This window comes from Streptomyces angustmyceticus (genome assembly GCF_040701845.1).
GTDB lineage: Bacteria > Actinomycetota > Actinomycetes > Streptomycetales > Streptomycetaceae > Streptomyces > Streptomyces angustmyceticus_A.
Genome location: NZ_JBFBHQ010000003.1, coordinates 180,796 through 200,160, shown reverse-complemented (window position 1 = coordinate 200,160; position 19,365 = coordinate 180,796). Strand labels below are relative to the sequence as shown.

At 73.8% G+C, this 19,365-nt stretch carries 15 protein-coding genes; 9 read left to right on the top strand and 6 right to left on the bottom strand.

The window, feature by feature from the left end:
• The first annotated feature begins 368 nt into the window (after nucleotides 1–368).
• Nucleotides 369–938, top strand: coding sequence for a 4'-phosphopantetheinyl transferase superfamily protein (locus AB0411_RS08270; RefSeq protein ID WP_366416467.1), 570 nt, complete (start codon nucleotides 369–371; stop codon nucleotides 936–938).
• Here AB0411_RS08270 and AB0411_RS08265 read toward each other — a convergent pair.
• Nucleotides 928–2,166, bottom strand: coding sequence for a helix-turn-helix transcriptional regulator (locus tag AB0411_RS08265; RefSeq protein WP_366416466.1), 1,239 nt, complete (start codon nucleotides 2,164–2,166; stop codon nucleotides 928–930). The genes AB0411_RS08270 and AB0411_RS08265 overlap by 11 nt on opposite strands.
• A 414-nt stretch (nucleotides 2,167–2,580) precedes the next feature.
• Between AB0411_RS08265 and AB0411_RS08260 the strand changes: the two genes are divergently transcribed.
• Together AB0411_RS08260 and AB0411_RS08255 are read left to right on the top strand one after the other, a co-directional pair.
• The gene (locus AB0411_RS08260) at nucleotides 2,581–3,822 is read left to right on the top strand and encodes an aldehyde dehydrogenase family protein (RefSeq protein WP_366416465.1); all 1,242 of its coding nucleotides are present in this window, start codon (nucleotides 2,581–2,583) and stop codon (nucleotides 3,820–3,822) included.
• Entirely contained in the window at nucleotides 3,819–5,543 is a 1,725-nt protein-coding gene (locus AB0411_RS08255; RefSeq protein ID WP_366416464.1) for a thiamine pyrophosphate-binding protein, read from the top strand. The genes AB0411_RS08260 and AB0411_RS08255 overlap by 4 nt, the downstream gene beginning before the upstream one ends.
• Nucleotides 5,544–5,825: 282 nt before the next feature.
• Here AB0411_RS08255 and AB0411_RS08250 read toward each other — a convergent pair whose 3' ends face one another.
• Both AB0411_RS08250 and AB0411_RS08245 read right to left on the bottom strand, forming a co-directional pair.
• Entirely contained in the window at nucleotides 5,826–6,662 is an 837-nt protein-coding gene (locus tag AB0411_RS08250; RefSeq protein ID WP_366416463.1) for an ABC transporter permease, read from the bottom strand.
• Nucleotides 6,663–6,676: 14 nt separating this feature from the next.
• Nucleotides 6,677–7,330: a DUF1707 SHOCT-like domain-containing protein gene (locus AB0411_RS08245; RefSeq protein WP_366416461.1), complete on the bottom strand. Its 654-nt coding sequence runs from the start codon at nucleotides 7,328–7,330 to the stop codon at nucleotides 6,677–6,679.
• Nucleotides 7,331–7,703: 373 nt separating this feature from the next.
• On the opposite strand from AB0411_RS08245, the gene AB0411_RS08240 reads away from it, so the two are divergent.
• Nucleotides 7,704–8,951 carry a helix-turn-helix domain-containing protein gene (locus AB0411_RS08240; RefSeq protein ID WP_366416460.1) on the top strand — a complete coding sequence of 416 codons (1,248 nt, stop codon included), beginning with the start codon at nucleotides 7,704–7,706 and terminating at the stop codon, nucleotides 8,949–8,951.
• Nucleotides 8,952–9,011: 60 nt separating this feature from the next.
• Here the strand turns inward: AB0411_RS08240 and AB0411_RS08235 are convergent, their stop codons facing one another.
• Entirely contained in the window at nucleotides 9,012–9,191 is a 180-nt protein-coding gene (locus AB0411_RS08235; RefSeq protein WP_088798687.1) for a DUF5708 family protein, read from the bottom strand.
• A 540-nt stretch (nucleotides 9,192–9,731) separates the two neighbouring features.
• On the opposite strand from AB0411_RS08235, the gene AB0411_RS08230 reads away from it, so the two are divergent.
• From AB0411_RS08230 to AB0411_RS08210, 5 genes are all read left to right on the top strand, one after another.
• Entirely contained in the window at nucleotides 9,732–10,991 is a 1,260-nt protein-coding gene (locus tag AB0411_RS08230) for a beta-ketoacyl-[acyl-carrier-protein] synthase family protein (RefSeq protein ID WP_366416459.1), read from the top strand.
• A gap of 15 nt (nucleotides 10,992–11,006) precedes the next feature.
• Nucleotides 11,007–11,753 (top strand): GNAT family N-acetyltransferase, encoded by a 747-nt coding sequence (locus AB0411_RS08225; protein WP_366416457.1) that lies wholly within the window; start codon nucleotides 11,007–11,009, stop codon nucleotides 11,751–11,753.
• Nucleotides 11,750–14,479 carry a class III lanthionine synthetase LanKC gene (lanKC, locus tag AB0411_RS08220; RefSeq protein WP_366416455.1) on the top strand — a complete coding sequence of 910 codons (2,730 nt, stop codon included), beginning with the start codon at nucleotides 11,750–11,752 and terminating at the stop codon, nucleotides 14,477–14,479. The genes AB0411_RS08225 and lanKC overlap by 4 nt, the downstream gene beginning before the upstream one ends.
• A gap of 528 nt (nucleotides 14,480–15,007) precedes the next feature.
• Nucleotides 15,008–15,127, top strand: coding sequence for a class III lanthipeptide (locus tag AB0411_RS08215; protein WP_208629161.1), 120 nt, complete (start codon nucleotides 15,008–15,010; stop codon nucleotides 15,125–15,127).
• Between the two features lie 84 nt (nucleotides 15,128–15,211).
• Nucleotides 15,212–17,032 carry an FAD/NAD(P)-binding protein gene (locus AB0411_RS08210; RefSeq protein ID WP_366416453.1) on the top strand — a complete coding sequence of 607 codons (1,821 nt, stop codon included), beginning with the start codon at nucleotides 15,212–15,214 and terminating at the stop codon, nucleotides 17,030–17,032.
• Nucleotides 17,033–17,068: 36 nt separating this feature from the next.
• Here AB0411_RS08210 and AB0411_RS08205 read toward each other — a convergent pair whose 3' ends face one another.
• Both AB0411_RS08205 and AB0411_RS08200 read right to left on the bottom strand, forming a co-directional pair.
• Nucleotides 17,069–17,731 carry a response regulator transcription factor gene (locus AB0411_RS08205; protein ID WP_366416921.1) on the bottom strand — a complete coding sequence of 221 codons (663 nt, stop codon included), beginning with the start codon at nucleotides 17,729–17,731 and terminating at the stop codon, nucleotides 17,069–17,071.
• Nucleotides 17,732–17,864: 133 nt separating this feature from the next.
• Nucleotides 17,865–19,010, bottom strand: coding sequence for a sensor histidine kinase (locus AB0411_RS08200; protein WP_366416452.1), 1,146 nt, complete (start codon nucleotides 19,008–19,010; stop codon nucleotides 17,865–17,867).
• Nucleotides 19,011–19,365: the final 355 nt, after the last annotated feature.

Genomic DNA, 19,365 nt, shown 5'->3' with positions numbered 1-19,365 from the left:
TGACGCAGGCATAGACCAGGGTTACCTTGAGGATCTCCGGAGGATAAATCAAATCTACTCGAGGCACTGCTTTCTCGGATGTGACCATTCCGGAAAGGAGACATGGTGCGAGGGGATCTATGCGGGGGGACCAGCATTCCTGTGGCGCGCATTCGCTCAACCATGACGACAGCCCCGCCGACGTGCAGGAAGAGGGCGGCAGTTGGGAACCGTCCCGCTCCTCCGAATTAGCGGACGGTTGTTTACACATATTCACGAACATCCCCGTCGACATTCGCCGCACCCACGGTTTGACGGAATTCCTGGGACGGCTTCTGCGGTGTTCACCGGGCGATATCCGGGTGACCCGGGACGGCTTCGGACGTCCGGTGTCCGCGGAACCGCCCGCCACCGTCGGCCGGACTGCGGGAGCCCGCCTTTGCCTCGCCGCCGGCGGGGACACGGGCCGGCAGTTCCTGGCCCTGATCCGGGACCTCCCGGTGGCCCTGTCCGTGCACACCGTGCCGCGCGGGCCGGTCGGCGAACTGCTGCTGCCTTTCACCCCGTTGGAGCGCGGCTACGTCCAGGAGGCCCCGGTGGACCTGCGGGCGCGGCGGCTGGCCCGGCTGTGGACCCGTAAGGAGGCGGCGCTGCGGCTGACCGGCCGGGGCGAGCTGGCCGCCGCCGACGCGATCGACGCGCTGAGCGGCGCGCGGGACGGCCGGGTCGAGATCCCCGGTTCCCCCGCGGGCCCCGGTTCCCCCGCGCGCCCCGGCGGCACCGCCTACGTCCGCGAACTGCCCGCCGGTCCGCAGACCGTGGCCTGCGCGGCGACCTCGTCCCCGGTGCCCGGCGTCCGGATCTGGCGGGCGCAGGCCCCCGACGCGCCGGACGGTGCGGACCGCGGCCCGGCGTCCGGAACGGGCGGCCCCCGGGCCGCGGACTCCGCTAGGGCATGAGTACGGCGTGCGGGTCGGGCCCCTCGCCGGTCCGGCCGGCGCTCAGCTCGCGCCAGCTCTCCAGCGCCAGCCGGAACGCGCCGGCCTGCTCGTAGCCCTCGGCGGCCTTCTTGAAGTCGGCCTCCGCGGCCTCCCCCGCGCCGTCCGCGCGACGGGCGCGGGCCAGGTGGAGCAGGCAGCGGGCCCGGTCGAGGGGCGTCAGCGCGCCGGCGTCGGGGTCGATCGCGGCGGCGTGCCCGGCGGCCGCCGCCGGCTGCTGCCGGCGCAGCGCCGCGGCCGTCTCCAGGACGGCCAGCCAGATCCGGGTGGACGGGGTGTCGACGAGCGCGGCGGCCTGCCGGGCCCGCTCCAGCAGGGCGTCGGCCTGGTCCTGCGGACCGGCCGCGAGCGCCAGCAGGGTACGGGCGCGGGCCAGCCGCAGCCGGAGCCGCATCCCGTCCGTCGCGGCGAGCAGCTGCTCCGCCTCGGCCAGCAGCTCCAGCGCCCGGTCCGGATGCCCGCCGAGGTACTGCGCGCCGGCCACCGCCCACAGCGCGCTCGCCCGGAGTTCACCGGCCGGGAGCGGTGCCACCTCTTCCTGCAGCTCCGCCCCGAGCTGCTCGGCGCGGCTCCACTCCCCGCTGTCGACGGACACGGACAGCAGCGCCACCCGGGCCTGGGCCCGCTCCGGGCGGCCGGGCTCCAGCTCGCCGGTGACCCGGACCGCCTCCTCCGCGAAGCGGACACCGTCCGCGAGGCGGCCCGCGGCGCGCAGCAGTTGGGCGAGTTCGACGGCGACGCGGGCGTGCAGCACGGGCGCGGAGCGGGTGAGCGGATCGTCGAGCAGCTGCCGCAGCGCCGCCTCATGGCGCGCCGCGTCGTCCAGCCGCCCCAGGACGGTGGCGAGTTCCCAGCGGGCCTCCCAGCGCACCTCGTCCTGACCGGCGCCGGCCTCCGCCACCACCGACTCCAGCTGCCGCCGGGCCGCCGGCCAGTCCCCGGCCAGCTGGCTGGCGCGGGCGGCCACCAACTGGCCGACCAGGCCCAGGCGCCGGGTCAGCCGGTCGCCGGGCTCGTCGGTGGCGGACAGCGCCTCGACCGTCGTGCCGAGGCGCTGCGCGAGGGAGCGGGCGATCTTGGCGCCGGGGATTCTGCGGCCGTTCTCGACCAGCGAGACATAGCTGGGGGAGAGGTCGTCCCCGGCGAGGTCCCCCTGGGACAGACCCTGGGCGCGCCGGACCTCCCGCACTCGCTTACCGAAAGCAGGCTGCTCAATCGTCAAGAAAATCGCTCGCAGTTGAGTGGGGCGGACGGACGGTGACGGGCGCGCGGACGCTGCGGACAGGGGGCACTGATGACCGCGATTCTACTCATCGCGGGGCCGCCGAGGGGGGCCTGTGGACGGCCCGGCTCCCGGCGGGCAGTCATTTTTTGTCACGTTCGGAGCATGGCATTCCTTTTGCCTGTGCGGGGGTATTGCGACAGTTGGGAAGCCGCCTCGCGGGTGGCGGCCCCGGAGAGCAGGGGCGAGGGTGGCCTCGCGGACCGGCCGGGGGCGGGGCCGCTTGTCATATGAGCCAGTCGAGTGCAATGACTTTACTTGACAATAAATGACAATTGGCTGACGCTGACCCTCCATGGACTACGCCCCGAGGAGGGACATATGAGCTCCGCTCCCGCATGGCCGACCGTGGCCGCCGAGCCGGAGGACAGCACCGACATCCGGCGCGCGGCAGCCGTGCACCGGGTCCGGGACTTCCTGGTGAACGACGCCGGTACCGTGCACGAGCTGCTGTGCGAGATCTCCACCCACCGCGCCGCGGCCTACGAGATCGAGTCGACCATCGCCACCCTCGACGGGGCCCTGGACGAGGTGGCCGCCCACCGGCCCGGCCGGGTGCCTCAGCTGGCCGCCTTCATGCCGTCGAACGTCATCCTCTACTCCTACGCCCTCTACCTGCTGGTCCCCGCGCTCTACACGGACCGGCTGGTCTTCCGCCCCTCCAGCCGGGTCAAGGACCAGATGGGCCGGCTGCACGCCCTGCTCGCGGAGCGGCACGGCCTGCCCATCACCCTCTCCGGCGCCAGCCAGCGGGAGTTCCTGCAGGAGCAGGTGCGCCCCGCCGATGTCGTCGTCTTCACCGGCGCCTACGCCAACGCCGAGCAGATCCGGGCCCGGCTCGCCCCCGGGCAGCTCTTCCTCTTCCTCGGCTCCGGCGTCAACCCGTTCGTCGTCGCCCCCGGCGCCGACGTCGAGCAGGCGGCCCGCGACGCCATCGCCATCCGGGTCCTCAACACCGGCCAGGACTGCCTGGGCCCCGACCTGTTCACCGTCCACGAGTCGCTGCTCGACCCGTTCGTCGACGCGCTGGTCAGCGAGCTGAAGGGGCTGCGCTACGGCCCCTACACCGACCCGGACGCCGACTTCGGGCCGATCTTCTACGAGAGCGCGCTGGAGGACGGCGCACAGTTCCTCGCCCGCAACCACGGCGGCATCGTGCACGGCGGACACGTCGACTTCCGCGGCCGGCGGCTCGATCCCACCGTCGTCGTCGGCGCGGAGGTCACCCCGCGCACCCACGTGCCGGAGTTCTTCGCCCCGATCTTCAACATCGCCGGCTACCGCGACCAGGACACGCTCGCCGCGACCCTCACCACGGGCATGTTCACCGAACGCGCCCTGGGCTCCAGCGTCTACGGCCACGCCCCCCGCCTCGTCGAGGCGCTGCGCCGGCGCACCACCGTCACCCTCGACACCACCCTGCTGTCCATCGACAACGGCAACGCCCCGTTCGGCGGCTACGGCCGGATGGCCAACTACATCGCCGACGGCGAGGACGTACGGGCCGAACCCGTCCTGATCTCCCAGGCCGTCGCCGCCCACCGACCGGGAGCCGGACGATGACCCCCACCACCCACCCCACCGCCTGGGCCGCCCTCGCCGACCACCTCCGGCACCTGGGCACCGACGTGGTGTTCGCGCTGCCCGGCGACGACATGGCGCTCCTCGGCGAGCTGGAGCGGTCCGACACCACGGTGGTGCTCTGCCGCGACCAGCGCAACGCCGTGTTCATGGCGACCGGTTACGCGCTCGCCGCGGGCCGCCCCGGCGTCTGCGTGATCGGCAAGGGACCGGCGCTGACCAATGCGCTCACCGGTGTGCTGGAGGCGCGCTCCGCCGCCGCGCCGCTGATCCTCGTCGCCGACGGCACCCGGCTCGACCGGCTCGGCACCGGCGCCTTCCAGGAGCTGGACCAGCTGACCGCGATCCGCCCCTACGTGAAGTGGGCTACCCGCGTCGACCACTCCGAGCGGCTGCCCGGCGCCCTGGAGAAGGCCGCCGCGCTCGCCGTCAACGGCGCCCCGGGGCCGGTCTACGTGGAGCTCGCCGAACAGATCGCCGCCGAACCGGTCACCCGGGTCGGGCCGTGGCGCCCCGTCGGGCCGCAGCGGACGGCCCCCGACCCGGACGCGCTGGCCGCCACCGCCGCCCGGATCGCCGCGGCCGAGCGGCCGTTGCTGCTGGTCGGCGGCGGCGCGCGGCACCGCAACACCGGCCGCCGCATCGAGCGCTTCGCCGAGCTGCTCGGCGCCGGGCTCTTCAGCACCGCCTCCGGCCGCGGCACGGTCGACGAGGACCATCCGCTGCACTGCGGCGTCAGCGGCCTCTACACGGTCGCGCCGATGGACTCCCTGTGGCGCGAGGCGGACCTCGTCATCGCGCTGGGCAGCCGCCTGGAGGAGACCGCCACCTTCGGCTGGCCGGAGGAGATGTCCCAACTGCCCGTCATCCAGGCGGTGCTGGGAGAGGAGAACCTGGCCATGGAGCGGCCGGGCGACCATGTGCTCGGCGACGCCGGGCGGATCGTCGACGGCTGGGCGGAGCTGCTGGCCGGTCACCGGCCCGGACCGGCCTGGCCGGCCCGGGTCCGCGACGCGCGGGCCGCGCTGGCGCGGCGCGCCGCCGACCGGGCCGAGGAGGCCGCCAAGACGGTCACCGAGGGGGCCGTGCCGGTCGCCCGGGTGCTGGCCGCCCTGGACCGCGCCGTCCCCGCCGACCGGGTCCTGGTCCAGGAGAACGGCCTGCAGGACATGTGGTCGTACTACTTCCCGCACTGGTCGCTGGGGTCCGGCGGCGGCTCGGTGGTGCCCAGTGAGCAGACTCCGCTCGGCTTCGGCGCGGCCGCCGCGGTGGGCGTCCGGCTGGCCGAACCGGCCGGGCGGCCGGTGGTCGCGGTGGTGGGCGACGGCGCCTTCAACCTCTTCCGCGGCGAGCTGCCGACCGTCGCCGACGCGGGCGTCGCCGTGCTCTATGTCGTCCTCGACAACGGCGGCTACGGCTGGCTGCAGTCCAACCTCGACCGGGTCTCCCCCGGCGGCTCGCGCTTCGCCTTCACCCGGCCCCGCCCGACCGGCACCGAGGGCCTGGCCGCCGCCCACGGCCTGGGCCACCGGCGGGTGACGGACGCCGACGCGCTGCCGGCGGCGCTGGCGGACGCCTGGCGACAGGTCGCCGCCGGGACCACGGCCGTGGTGGAGGTGGCGGCCGCGCTCGCCGACCTCCCGCCGGGGATGACCGCCGCCGCGGGGGACTTCCCGGAGCGGGAGTCCCCCCAGGACGAGTGACACCCCGCAGCCCCCCTTCGGACCCGCACCCCTGTGGTGGCCGGTCGCCGTCGCGGCGGAAGAACTTCCCCGGACGGCGCGGCAGCACGGCGGTGCGGGTCCGTTGTGTGGGGCGGCGGTCCGGGCGCGTGCGCCTGCCCGGTGCGCGGCCCCGGAGCATGCGCGTGCCCGGCCCTCCTCGGGCCCGGGGGCGGCCGGAGGAGGCCGGGCACGTCTTCTTCGTACGGGGGAGTCACGCCGAGGGCGTGCCGGGGGAGGTTCTCCGCTCCGTACGGATCGGTGTCAGGTCTTGGTGCGGAACTTGGCGACGGCTACCGGGGCGGTGAGCGCGGTGAGGCCCACCGACCACACCAGCGTCCAGAACACCGGGCCGGCCACCGGGCCCTCGCCCAGGGCGAGTCCGCGGGCCGCGTCGGCCATATGGGTCAGGGGATTGAAGCGGGTGAACGTGTGCAGCCAGTCCGGCATGGTCGAGGTCGGTACGAAGATCGAGGAGCCGAACTCCAGCGGGGTCAGCACCAGGACCGAGAGGCCCTGGATGGCCTGTGCGGTGCGCAGGGTCAGGCCCAGCAGCATGAAGCTCCACACCAGGGAGGTGCCGAAGACGGCGGTCAGGCCGACCGCGGCCAGCAGACCCGGCCAGTGCCCGGCGACGTCGAAGCCGAGCAGCGCGCCGACCGCCAGCAGCACCGTGATGGCCACCAGCATCCGGCCGGTCTCCACCACGAGCTTGGCCACCAGCACCGAGGAGCGGCCGATGGGCATCGCGCGGAAGCGGTCCATCACGCCCGTACGGAAGTCGTCGTGGACGCCGACGCCCACGGCCATCGCGATGGTCAACCCGAGGATCACCATCAGCCCCGGCACCAGGAAGGCGGTGTACTGCGCCCGCCCTCCGGCACCGCCGATCGAGCCGCCGAAGACGAAGACGAACAGCACGGTCAGCACGATCGGCGTGAGCAGCGCGTCGGTCATCGCCGTCGGGTTCTGCCGGATCTGCAGGACGTTGCGGCGGGACAGCGCGCCGGTGTGCCGCAGCCTCGCCCGCAGACCGATCCGGCGCTCGTCGAGGACGGCGGCGGGCGGCGCGGGGCGGGGCAGGGCCGGGGCGGACGTCATGGCTTCTCCTCCGGTCAGGCCCGCTTGCGGCGCTCGTCGAGCCACTTCTGCCAGTACGTGCGCCGGTCGCTGTCGGGGTGGGCGACGACGATGTCGCCGAGGACGGCGGAGCCGGTGATGCGCACGAGCGGGGTGATGGCCTCGGGGCCGGCGTGCTCGCGGGTCAGGTCGCGCAGATCGCCGAGGACCTTGCTGCAGTTCATCTCGACCCGGACGCCCTCGGGGAGGAGGAGGTGCACATCGCCGACGATCGCGCGGGCCACGATGGTCAGTTCGCCGGTGGACGGTGCCGGGGAGGAGCGCAGGTCGAGGGTGAGGTCACCGAAGACCGCGGTCGCCTCGATGCCGTGTTCCAGGACGGGGCTGTGGTGGACGAGGTCGCCGAAGGCGGCGCGGAAGGTGCGCTGTCCGGGCGGGCCCGCCGGGGCGGGGGGCGTCACATGCGGCAGGTCCTCGCCGACGGACAGCAACTCCGCGCGGGTACGGGCCAGATAGGCCGCCTCGGACCGCTCGGCCAGCTCCTCCAGGGTCAACCGGCCCTCCGCGGTGGCCTCTCGGAGCTGTTCGACCATGTTCTCCCGCTCGGCGTCCGAGGCCAGCACCGCGGGCGACGAGGTGGCGAGGGACGCCGGATCCTTGTGCAGATCGGGGCGTTGGGGCTGCGTCATGGGGTGGTGCCTCCGCGGAGTCCGGCGGTGGTGGGGGCGCGTGCTGCCTCATCCGACCACGTCGCCGCGGGGTGTGCATCGCCGCGCGGTAGTACATCGAAAGGTTGACCCGGGGGCGGCGCGCACACAGTTCGGTGTACCCGGCGGCCGGTTATCCGGTGTGCGCACCGGACTCTCGCGAACCGTCGGGTGCAATGCGGCGGTCCCCGAAAATGATCTCGGCGGGCCCGGTGAAGAACGGTGGGAGGAATCCGAATATCGGTCGACTTCTTCTTGACTAGTTGGTAAAGTGCCGAGCACTCATTGTGACTCGGCGCGTTTTGAAGCAGCCGGCCGGGGTCATCCACTGTTCGAAATCCGGAGGGCTTGTCGAATGCCTGAGCTGGCGGACACCGGGAGGAGAATCAAAGAGCTCCGGGTCGGCGCTGGAATGACGCAGCACGACCTCGCCGGTTCCGACATGTCGTCCAGCTACATCTCGCTGGTGGAACGCGGGAAGCGTATTCCCAGTGGCCGGGCACTCAAGATCCTCGCGGAACGCCTCGGGGTCGGCGTCGACGAAATATCCGGCGCCGCCGAGCCGGCCGAAACCACCGGCCGGGTCCGCAGGCTCGACCTCGTCGGGCGATTGGTGGCGGCCCGCAGGCAATGGGACGGCGGCGACGCCGAGGGGGCGCTGTCGGAATTCCGCGCACTGGCCGAGATGGACCCCTCCGGCCGGCAGGACGACGTATTTACCGAGGCGCAGCTCGCCATTGCCGAAATACTGGGCACACTCGGCCGCGCCGACGAGGGCGCCGAGGTCCTGCTGCGGATGCTGGACGCGCCGGCCCCCGCGCCGTACGCCGAGCCCCGGCTGCGCGCCCTGATCGCCCTCGCCGACCTGCTGGAGTCGGCCGGCCGGGTCCAGGACGGGCTGCGCCACGCGCTCACCGCCTTCCTCGAATGCGCCGGCCGGCAGCCCGGTACCGGGTTCCACTCGCTGCTGGTCCACGAGGTGCTCACCCGCTGCGCCTATTGGAGCGGCTGCCCCGACTGGGCGCCCGACGGCGACCACGGCCGGCCCCCGGCGGACGGGGTGCTCCCCGGGCCGCGGGCCGCCATCGATCTGCACCGGGCGCTCGATCTGCACGACCGGGGCGAGACGGAGCGCGCCGCCGCCCTGCTGGGGGAGTGCGCGCGCCGGGTCGCCCCCGCCGCCGGCTTCCCGCTCTGGGAGAAGATCAACGGCCGGTACGCCCTGCTGTTGCTGCACGGCGGCGAGACGGACCGGGCCCGCAGCGTCGTCGAGCGCGGCCTGGTGGTGGCCTCGGTCGCGCAGGAGCCGGCGTTCCCGCTCTGGCTGACCACCGCGGACGCGGTGGGTGCGGAGGCGGCCGGTGACACCGGCCGCCTCTTCGCGCTGGGCGAGCGGCTGGCCGCGCTGCCCGATACCGGCCGCGGCCATGAGAAAGCCGCCGCGCTCTGGGAGATCGCGGCGGCATGTGAGCGGGTGGGGGACCGGGAAAGGGCGGCCGGGTACTTCCGGCATTCCGCCGGTCTGTTCCGGCGGGCCCAGGCGTACCGGCACGCCGAGCGGGCCCGGGAACGGCTGACGGATCTCCTCGAAAAGCGGGACTGAGGACCGCCGGGCGGCGGGTGCCGCCGCGGCGCGGATGCCGTTATTGCGAGCAATGCGCGCTTATTTATTAGCTTTCTTTCCCAATCCCAGTAGCGCGAACAAGGCCTCCGCGCCGCCGATGATCGCCAGGATGAGACCGGCCTTGTGAAGCGAGACGATCGGGGTCTCCACTTCCTTTGTGGTCAGCCACAGGACCAGACCTGCGATCGCCAGAACAATGCCGACGGCAATACCCTTCATGATTCCCCTCGTTCCGTGTGATGGGTCGGAGCTCGTTGTACGGACCAGCGTCCCGTGCGGCCGGCGCATTCGGATCATCCGCAGGTAGGCACTTTCCGCCCCGCCGTCTGTCACTTTCTATGTACGCCCGGCCCGGCCTGGCGGCGGCCACGAGGCGCCGGGCGGGGAGCCGGGCGGGGCGCCGAGGGGCCGTCGGGACCGACCGGGGGCCGTCTCAGCAGGGGTCGACGAGGGCGCGGCACCGGCCCTGTGGTGAGCCGGCGGAGCCTCGGCCCCGCCCCGGCCGCCCCCTGGGCACGGGCCCCGGCCTCCCCGTCAACGTCCCTCGCATGGCCGCCACAGTCAATTTTCATGACTCTCTGAGTCATGTCGCTGAGAGCGTTTCCGCTGGTGCGGGGCCTGGAGTCGTGCGGTCGTCGAGGGGGTCGACGGATCCTGTTCGAGGAAGCCTGTTGACACTGCAATGACTCACCTGTCATGTTTCTGGTCATGAGGACGCCCCGAGCGTGACAACGGGGCAGAAAGTAGGAGGCGGGTTTCATGGAGATGCGCGAGGAGCGGCGGCGCGTTGTCGTCACCGGCTGCGGCGTGGTGTCCCCCGTGGGAAACACCACCGCGGACTTCTGGGACGCCCTCCTGGCCGGCCGCAGCGGCGTGGGCCCCGTCACCCGCTTCGACGCCTCGGGCCTCCCGGTCCGGATCGGCGGCGAGGTCACCGGCTTCGACTGGTCCGGCTGCCTCACCCCCCAGGAGGCCCGGCGCAGCGACAGCTTCACCCGGTACGCGGTGGTCGCCGCCGCGGAGGCCCTGCGGGACGCCGGCCTCGAACCGCCGGCCGGCATCGACCCGTACCGCTTCGCCGCGGTGATCGGCTCCGGCTACGGCGCCGCCTCCGCGATCCAGCAGCAGTACGACGTCCTCAAGGGACAGGGGCCGCGCCGGGTCTCCCCCTACCACTCCGTCCTCACCGCCATCGACCACCCGGCGAGCCTGCTGTCCATCAAGTACGGCATCGGCGGCCCCAGTTGCGCGGTCTCCGCGGCCTGTGCCACCGGCGCGGTGGCCATCGGGGAGGCGGCCGAGCTGATCCGCCACGGCCGCGCCGACATCGTGCTGGCCGGCGGGGCGGACGACTCGCTCACCGCCGTCGACCTGGCGGGCACCGCCAACGCCCAGGCCCTCTCGCGCCGCAACGACGACCCCGAAGGAGCCAGCCGGCCCTTCGACCGGGACCGCGACGGCTTCGTGATGGCCGCCGGCGCCGCCGTCCTGACCCTGGAGGAGGCGGGCCACGCCGAGCGCCGCGGCGCCACGGTCCTCGCGGAGGTCGCCGGGTACGCCGCGACCACCGACGCCCACCATGCGACCGCCCCCGACCCGACCGGCGCCGGAGCCGTCCGCGCGATGCGCGGCGCACTCGCCGACGCCGGGCGCGCCCCCGAGGACGTCGGGCAGATCAGCGCCCACGGCACCGGGACCGTGCTCAACGACCGCATCGAGGCCGCCGCGCTGCGCGAGGTACTCGGCCCCGACCACCTGCGCCGTACCCCGGTCACCGCCGTCAAGAGCATGACCGGGCACATGCTGGGCGCCTCCGGAGCCGCCGAGGCCGCCGCCGCGGTGCTCTCGCTCCGCGACCGCAGGATCCCGCCGATCCGCAACTGCGACCACCCCGAGGAACCCGATCTCGACCTGGTGGTCAAGGGCGCCCGCGACTGGGACGGCGACGTGGTCCTGAGCAATTCCTTCGGATTCGGCGGACACAACGCCGTTCTCGTACTGACCCGCTACACCGGCTGAGGAGGGAGACGCACCGTGCAGGGACGACTGGTGACCTTGGAATGGCCCGGGGACGACGACTGGGCCGCGATCGCCTCCTGGCTGCGGCCCGGCTCGCCGGCCGCCGTGCTCAGCGGGGACTGGGAACTGCTGGGAGCCGCCGAGGTCGAGCAGGCCAACCGCTCGGGCCGGGTCCACCACCTGGTGATCCGGACGAAGGACGGCGCGGGCATCGGCACCGTCAGCTACCAGCGCAGCGGCCGGATCGGCGGCTTCACCGTCGGGGGCGCGATCGGCTCCCCCGAGCTGTGGCGGCGCGGGTACGGCGCGGAAGCCGTCGTGCTGCTCGTCGACTACCTCTTCCACCAACTGGACGCGCACCGCGTGCAGGTCACCACCGCCGGCTACAACAAGGGCATCATCCGGCTGATGACCAAGACCCGGTTCGTGGTCGAGGGCATCCTGCGCGACCACTGCTATCTCGACGGCGCGTACCACGACTCGATCGTGTGGGGGCTGCTGCGCGACGAGCACTACGCCTCGCTGAAGCCCAGCGCCGACAACCGCGTACTGGCCGTGGGACTGGCCGACTTCGTGGACGAGGACGACAAGATCCAGGCGCGCGCCATCCTCACCGAGCACCTGGCGGCCACCCGCCGCACCGCGCTCGCCGGGTACCTGGACGACGGGGCCGCCCGCGACCACGACGCCGCCCCCGCCCCCGGGTCCGGCCCGGTCCCCGAGACCGTCCCGGCCGCCGCCCCCGCGCGAGGTGCCGCATGAGAGACGGCGCCGAGAGCTTCGCCCTGGCCGACCGCACCTTCTTCGACTGGCCCGGCAACTGGGACCTGGCGGCCACCCGCTTCCCCGCCCCGCCGCTGCCCGACGGCTGGAGCCGCGAGGACAACGAGGCCTGGACGTTCTGCCGCCCGGCCGAGGACCGCCTCCCCGACCAGGGCTGGAAGATCCACGTCAGCGCGGCCCCCGACGACGCCCGCCGCACCCTCGCCGACGTCGCCGCCCACTGCACCGCGCACGGCATCGCCTTCAAGTACCTCAAGAGCGCCAACGTCCTGCGCGCCCTGAGCCGCAAGTACGCCCAGCGCTCCTCGGCCGGCAAGCTGCTGACCGTCTACCCGGTGGACGAGGCCGAGTTCGCCCGCACCCTCGAAGAGCTCGACGCGCTCGTCGGCGGCCGCCCCGGCCCGTACGTCCTGACCGACCTGCGCTTCCGTCAGGGCCCGCTCTACGTCCGCTACGGCGGCTTCCGCACCCGCTACATGGAGGACGACCACGGCGAGCTGGTCACGGCCTTCCGGCGGCCCGACGGCACACCGGAACCGGACCGCAGGACCCCGGTCTTCCACACCCCCGACTGGGTCACGGTGCCGGACGTCCTCAAGGACTCGCTGGCCGCCCGGCAGGCCGTGGACGACTTCCCGTACCGGATCACCGGGGCGCTGCAGTTCTCCAACGGCGGTGGCGTCTACCGCGCCGCCCCCGTCGGCGACGAGGCCCTCGGCGCCGGTGAGGCAAGCGTCGTCCTCAAGGAGGGCCGGCCCTTCTCCGGGACCGACGGCGTCGGCCGCGACGCCGTCAGCCGGCTCGCCCACGAGCACCGGATGCTGGAGCGGCTGGCCGGACTGCCCGGGATCCCGCGCACCTTCGGCACCCTCCAGGTCCGCGACCACCTCTTCCTGGTCCTGGAGGACATCGCAGGGCAGGACTTCCAGACCTGGCTCGCCGCCCACCACCCGCTGACCGTCCCCGATCCCGACGAACGGGCCGTCGCGGCCTACCGGGACCGTGCGCTGGCCCTGCTCGGCCGGATCGAGGCGCTGGTCGCCTCGGTCCACGCCCGCGGCATCCGGATCGGCGACCTGCACCCGGGCAACCTCATCATCCGGCCGGGCGACGAGCCCGTCCTGATCGACTTCGAGGTGGCCGACGAGGCCGACCGGGCCACCCCGAGCAGCCTCGGCGCCCCCGGCTTCCACCGGGCCGACGCCACCGGCACCGACGGCGACCACTATGCGCTCGCCGCCATCGGACTGTGGCTGTTCCTGCCGCTGGCCGCGCTCGGCGGGCTCGCCCCCGACAAGGCACCCGCGCTGCTGGCCACCGCGGCCGAGCGGTACGGGCTGCCGGACCACCTCGTCTCACGGCTGGCGCCGCAGCTGGCCCCCAACGACGACACGACCTCCGAACTCGCCTCGCCACCGGGACCGTGGCCGCCCTCCGGCCTGCTCGCCTCCCTCGGCCGCGGGCTGCGCGCCAGCGCCACCCCGGACCGCACCGACCGCCTCCACCCCGGCGACTTCGAGCAGTTCATCGAGGGCGGCGCGGGCTTCGGACACGGCGCCGCCGGCGTCCTGTGGGCCCGGCACACCGCGCTCGGGGAGCACGACGAACAGGGCGCGGCCTGGCTGCGCGCCGCCGTCGACCGGGTACCCGCCGAACGGATCGGCTTCTACGACGGACTGCACGGCATGGCCTACGTCCTGCACGAGCTGGGCGACGAACAGGCCGCGCTGCACGCCCTCGACCGGGCCGCCGACGGCCTCGCCGTACGCCACTGCCCCAGCCTCTACCGCGGGTTGTCCGGCGTCGGCCTCAACCTCCTGCACTTCGCCGCCGCACTCGGCAGCGACACCCTGCGCCGGCAGGCCCTCGGCCTCGCCGACCGCGTCACCGGGCAGCTGACCGCGGCCCGCGGCGAACCGGTCGCCCGCAGGCGCCGGCACGGCTCGAAGGACGCCGCCGGGCTGATGTACGGCTGGTCGGGCGCCGCGCTCTTCCTGCTGCGCGCCCACCGGGCCACCGGCGACCCGGGTCTGCTGGACGAGGCGGTACACGCCGTCCACCGCGACCTCGACCGCTGCTCCCCCGGCCCCCAGGACACCCTCCAGGTCGACGAGGGATTCCGGCTGCTCCCCTACCTGGACAACGGCAGCGCGGGGATCGCCCTGGTCGCGGCCGAGCTGCTGGACCACCGCGACGACGACCGGATCCGCGAGGCGCTGCCCGCGCTGCTGCGCGCCTGCGCCGCCGACTTCGTCATCGAGTCCGGGCTGCTGGGCGGCCGCGCGGGACTGCTCGCCACGCTGGCGGCGCTGCGCGGACGGGTGCCCCTGCCCCCGGAGGCGACCGAGCGGCATCTGCGCCGCCATCTGACCAACCTCGGCCAGCACGCCATGACATGGCGGGGCGCGACGGTCTTCCCCTGTGACGGCCGTGCCCGGATCTCCATGGACCTGGCCGGCGGCGGCGCCGGAGTGCTGCTGGCGCTGTCCGCCACCGAACGGGGCACCCCGCTGCTCCCGTTCCTCACCGACTCGCGCTCCGCGGCGGCCGTTCAGCCGGCCGCCCCGGGACGCGCCGGCGGCGCCACGAGCGCCGCCACCCCCACCGCCCCGTCCGGGGCAGCGGGCACTGCGCACCGCGGAAGGGAGGTGTCGTCAGATGACCATCATGGACCTGCAGGGCCTGGAGGTGCCGGGCGAGCGTGACGCCCAGGCGCTCGGCTCGACCGTCTCCGGCGGCTGCTGACGCGACGCCGGGTGGACCGTGCATCTCTCATGCACAGTCCCACCGGCTCCAGGTGTCCCGCAACGGCACCTGGCACGTCACCACCGTGTTCCCCCGCCACGACGAGTCCTCGGAAGGAGGTGTCGTCAGATGACCATCATGGACCTTCAGGGCCTGGAGGTGCCGGGCGAGCGTGACGCTCAGGCGCTCGGCTCCACGATCAGCGGCGGCTGCTGACGCGACGCCGGGTGGACCGTGCACCTCTGGTGCACAGTCCCACCGGCTCCAGGTGTCCCGCAACGGCACCTGGCACGTCACCACCGTGTTCCCCCGCCACGACGAGTCCTCGGAAGGAGGTGTCGTCAGATGACCATCATGGACCTTCAGGGCCTGGAGGTGCCGGGCGAGCGTGACGCTCAGGCGCTCGGCTCCACCGTCAGCGGCGGCTGCTGACGCAGCCGGCCACACGGTGTGGGTGTTCCACCACGCGCCGTGTATTCACCGTACACATGTCCACCGATCCGCGGAAGGGAGGTGTCGAGATGACCATCATGGATCTTCAGGGTCTGGAGGTGCCGGGCGAGCGTGACGCCCAGGCGCTCGGCTCCACGATCAGCGGCGGCTGCTGACACGGCGCCCGGTGGTCCCGTGCTGCGGCACGGGCCACCGGGCCCCTGTGTTTTTCCGGACGAAGGCCCATGGAAGGAGGCCAGTTGAACGACCAAGCGGGCGCGGCACGCACCCTCTGCCTCATCGGCTGCGGCCCGCGCGGCGCCTCGATCGTCGAGCGGATCCTCGCCAACGTCCCCGCCCTGTACGGCGGCCGGCCCCTGGACCTGCACATCGTCGACCCCTGCCCGCCGGGTGCCGGCCGCACCTGGCGCACCGACCAGCCCGGCCTGCTGTGGATGAACTCCGCCGCCGAGCAGGTCACGATGTACCCCGACGAGAGCGTGGACTGCGCCGGGCCCCCGCGCCCCGGCCCCACCACCGCGGCCTGGCTCGGCTCCCCCCTCCACGACGGCGCCTACGCCGCCCGCCGCGACCAGGGCCGCTATCTGCGCCACTTCTTCGAGACCGTGACCCGCGAACTGCCCCCCGGAGTACGGCTGTTCGTCCACCGCGCCCGGGCGGTCGACCTGCGGCGCACCGGCGGCGCCGACGCGCCGGACGGGCGGGGCCGCCAGCAGGTGATCCTCGACTCCGGCGAACCGCCCTTCCTCGCCGACCGGGTGGTGTTCGCCCAGGGCCACACCCCGGTCCTCGCCGCCCCGGTCCCGGCCGGCCTGACCCGGATCGGACCCGGGCCCGCCGACCCGGACGCGCTGGAGCGCATCCCGCCCGGCGCCCCCGTCGTCGTCCGCGGCCTCGGCCTGGTCTTCATCGACTGCCTGGCGCTGCTGACCGAGGGCCGCGGCGGACGCTTCGTGCGCACCCCCGGCGGCGCGCTGCGCTACCTGCCGTCCGGGCGCGAACCCCGGCTGTACGCCGGCTCCCGGCGCGGCGTCCCGCTGCCGCCGAAACCGGCCTACCCGGCACCGGCCGGCGCCCCGGCCCCGCCCGCCGCCCCGCGCTTCGCCACCGTCGAGGCCTGCCGGGCCCGGCTGTCCGGGCCCGGTGCCTCCTTCGGCCGCGAGGTCTGGCCGCTGGTGGTGGCCGAACTGGGCTGGTGGCACTACCGCGCGCTCTTCGCCGGGCAGCCCGCCCGGACCCGTACGACCTGGCAGGACTTCGACGCCCAGTACGCCCTGCTGCTCACCGACCCCGACGGGCTGGCCAAGCTCGCCCGGTCGGCGGTGCCCGATCCCGCCGACCGGTTCGACCTGGACCGGCTGGCCGCCCCGCTCGCGGGCCTGCGCTTCGCCGACGCCGACGCGCTCCAGCGGCGGCTGCGCGGCCACCTCGCCGAAGTGCTGCACCGCCGTACCGGCCCGGCGCGCGGCGTGGACACCGCGCTGGTCGACGGCCTGCAGCGGGTCGGTTCCGTGATCGAGGAGCTGTGGCGCTCCGGCGTCCTGGACCCCGCCCAGGTCGCGGAGGCGCTGGACCGCTTCGCGCTCGGCACCTACCTCAGCTCGGGCCCGCCGCCGCTGCGCGCCGAACAGCTGCTGGCGCTCGCCGAGGCGGGGATCGTGACGTTCGTGGGGCCCGGGATGCGGGTGGAGGTCGTCGAGGGGGACGGGGCGTCGGGCGGCGCCGTCTTCCGGGCGTCCGGGCCCGCGGCCCCGGGGGCCGTCCACGAGGCGGCCGTGCTCCTCGACGCCCGCCTGGCGGCCCCCGGCCCCGACCGGGTCACCGACCCCCTGCTGCGCGCCCTGTACTCCCGCGGCGAGCTCGCGGTGGAGGGCGCCGAGGACGGCGCGGGCGGCATGCTGCGGCTGTCCGGTGCCGGTCTGCACCCCGTCGACGCCTCCGGCACCGTGCACCGGGACCGGATCGTCGCCGGGCCGGCGCAGTTCCCCCGTCCGCACACCAACGCGGTCTACTTCCGCCAGAACGACGCCCTGGCGCGCCTGCTGCTCACCGACGGGTGAGGCCGCCGGGGGCCGCACCCCCCGTGCCCGGCCCGCTCAGCCCTGCAGGGCGATCCCGTGCTGCTGCGCCAGGATCGCGGCCTGCACCCGGCTGCGCAGGTGCAGCTTCGACAGGATGCGGCTGGTGTGCGTCTTCACGGTGCCCTCCGCGAGGTTGAGGGTCTCCGCGATGGCGCTGTTGGCCAGCCCGCGGGCGATGCAGGCCAGCACCTCCAACTCCCGCTTGGTGAGGGTGTCGAGGGCCTGCGCGGCGCCCTCCGGCAGCGTGGGCCCGGCGGTGGGCGGGCGGCCGGCGAACTCGGTGATCAGCCGCCGGGCGATGGCCGGGGTGAGGAAGCCGTCCCCGTGCGCCACCTCCCGTACCGCGCCGACCAGCACGGCCGGCTCCGCGTTCTTGAGGATGAAGCCGCCGGCGCCGGCCCGCAGCGCCCCGAAGATGTACTCGTTGAGGTCGAAGGTGGTCAGCACCAGCACCTCGGCGAGGCCGCGCTCCACGATCCTGCGGGTGGCGGCGACCCCGTTGAGCTGCGGCATCTGGACGTCCATCAGCACCACATCGGGCCGCAGTTCGGCGGCCATCCGCACCGCCGCCGCACCGTCACCGGCCTCGCCGACCACCGTGATGCCCGGATCGGTCTGCAGCACCAGGACGAGTCCGGACCGTACGGCGGCCTGGTCGTCGGCCACCAGCACCCGTATGCACTCGGGTCGCTCCACCGGGTCCGGGGCCGGGTCCTGGGCCGGCCACCCCCCGCGCTCGCCCGCCACCAGCTCGTCCACTAGCTCCTCCACTGGCTGCGCCACCTTTCTCGTCGGAATCTCTGGAAACGGCCTAGGAGTTCTGCGTCAGCGGGAGCACGGCCCGCACCCGCCAGCGTCCGGGGGCGGTGCGGTCGGGCCCCGCGTCGAAGATGCCGCCGACGAGCGCGGCCCGCTCGGACATCCCGGTGAGCCCGGCGCCCGCTCCGGTGGTCAGCTGTTCCACGGGGCGGTGCCGGGCCCGGCCGTCGGGGAGGGTCAGGGGGCTGTCGACCGAGATGGTCAACTGCTCGGCGCCCGCCTCGCAGCGGATCCGCACCCGCCCCGACGAGGCGTGCTTGAGGACGTTGGTCAGCGCCTCCTGCACGATGCGGTACGCCGTCACCTCGATCACCGACGACACCTCGGGGAAGCTCTCGGGGAACTCGGTGTGCAAGGTCAGCGCCGCCGCGTCGGCCGCCGGCCTGGCCTGCTCGACGAGCGCCCCCAGGGCGTTCAGCTGGGGCCGGTCCCAGTCGTCGTCCACCCCCCGGTCGGACCGCAGCAGCACCACCATGCGCCGCATTTCGGCCAGCCCCTGCACGCTGTTCTCACGGATCACGGCGAGCGCCCGCAGCACCGGGTCCTCGGCGGCGCCCTCCCCGGACCCCTTCGACTCGGTCAGGGAGAGCACGGCGCTGGAGTGGATGGCGATGGCGCTGAGGTGGTTGGCCACCAGATCGTGCAGTTCACGGGCCATCCGGGTGCGCTCGGTCTGCAGCACGGTCTTGCGGTCCAGCTCCGCCAGCCGGTTGATCTGCGCGGCGCGCTGCCGTTCGGTGTCCGCCCGCTCCTTGTGGTTCCGTATCAACACCCCGGTCCACACCGGGGAGATGAGCAGCAGCGCGACGATGACACCGGTCGTGACTCCCTCCGACCGGTCGCCGGTGAGGACGAGGACGACGGTGGTGGCGAGGGTGGCCGTGACGGTCCCGACCTGCAGCAGCCGGCACAGCCAGGGGGCGCCGTACAGCGCGGCGGCGTAGAGCAGGTCGGTGTAGATCAGGACGGGGCCCAGACCGCCGCTGGACGTGGTCTCCACGGTCACGGTGAGGGTCCCGACGGCGACCGCGGCCGGCGGGGCCACGCTGCGCAGGGCGGTCGCGGTGCACAGCACGAGGACCGGCAGGACGGCCTGCCAAACGGGGATATCGCCCCCCATCACCTGGGAGCCGCCCACGACATACAGAATCAGACAGCCGGCGAAGAAACCCACTGCCAATCTGAGGTCACGGAGCGGGACGGGGCGGCGGCGCGCGTGCGTACTTGGGAAAAGACGTAACCACACATGAGGACAGTACTTCGGTGCGTTGCCCGTTCTCCTGGCCCTGGCGCCCGAATTTGGGGAGGGCTCTCGTACATCGAAGTATGTAGCCGTACATCAGCAGGAGGGATGACCCGAAGCTTCCGGAGGATCTGCAAACCTTGGGCTGTCTGTATCGATCGATGTAGGCGAAAAAGGGGGAGAGATCCACTGCATGACAGGCCGCCACTCACCCAGTGCGGCCTTGGTACCGCTCACCTGTGGAGGACGG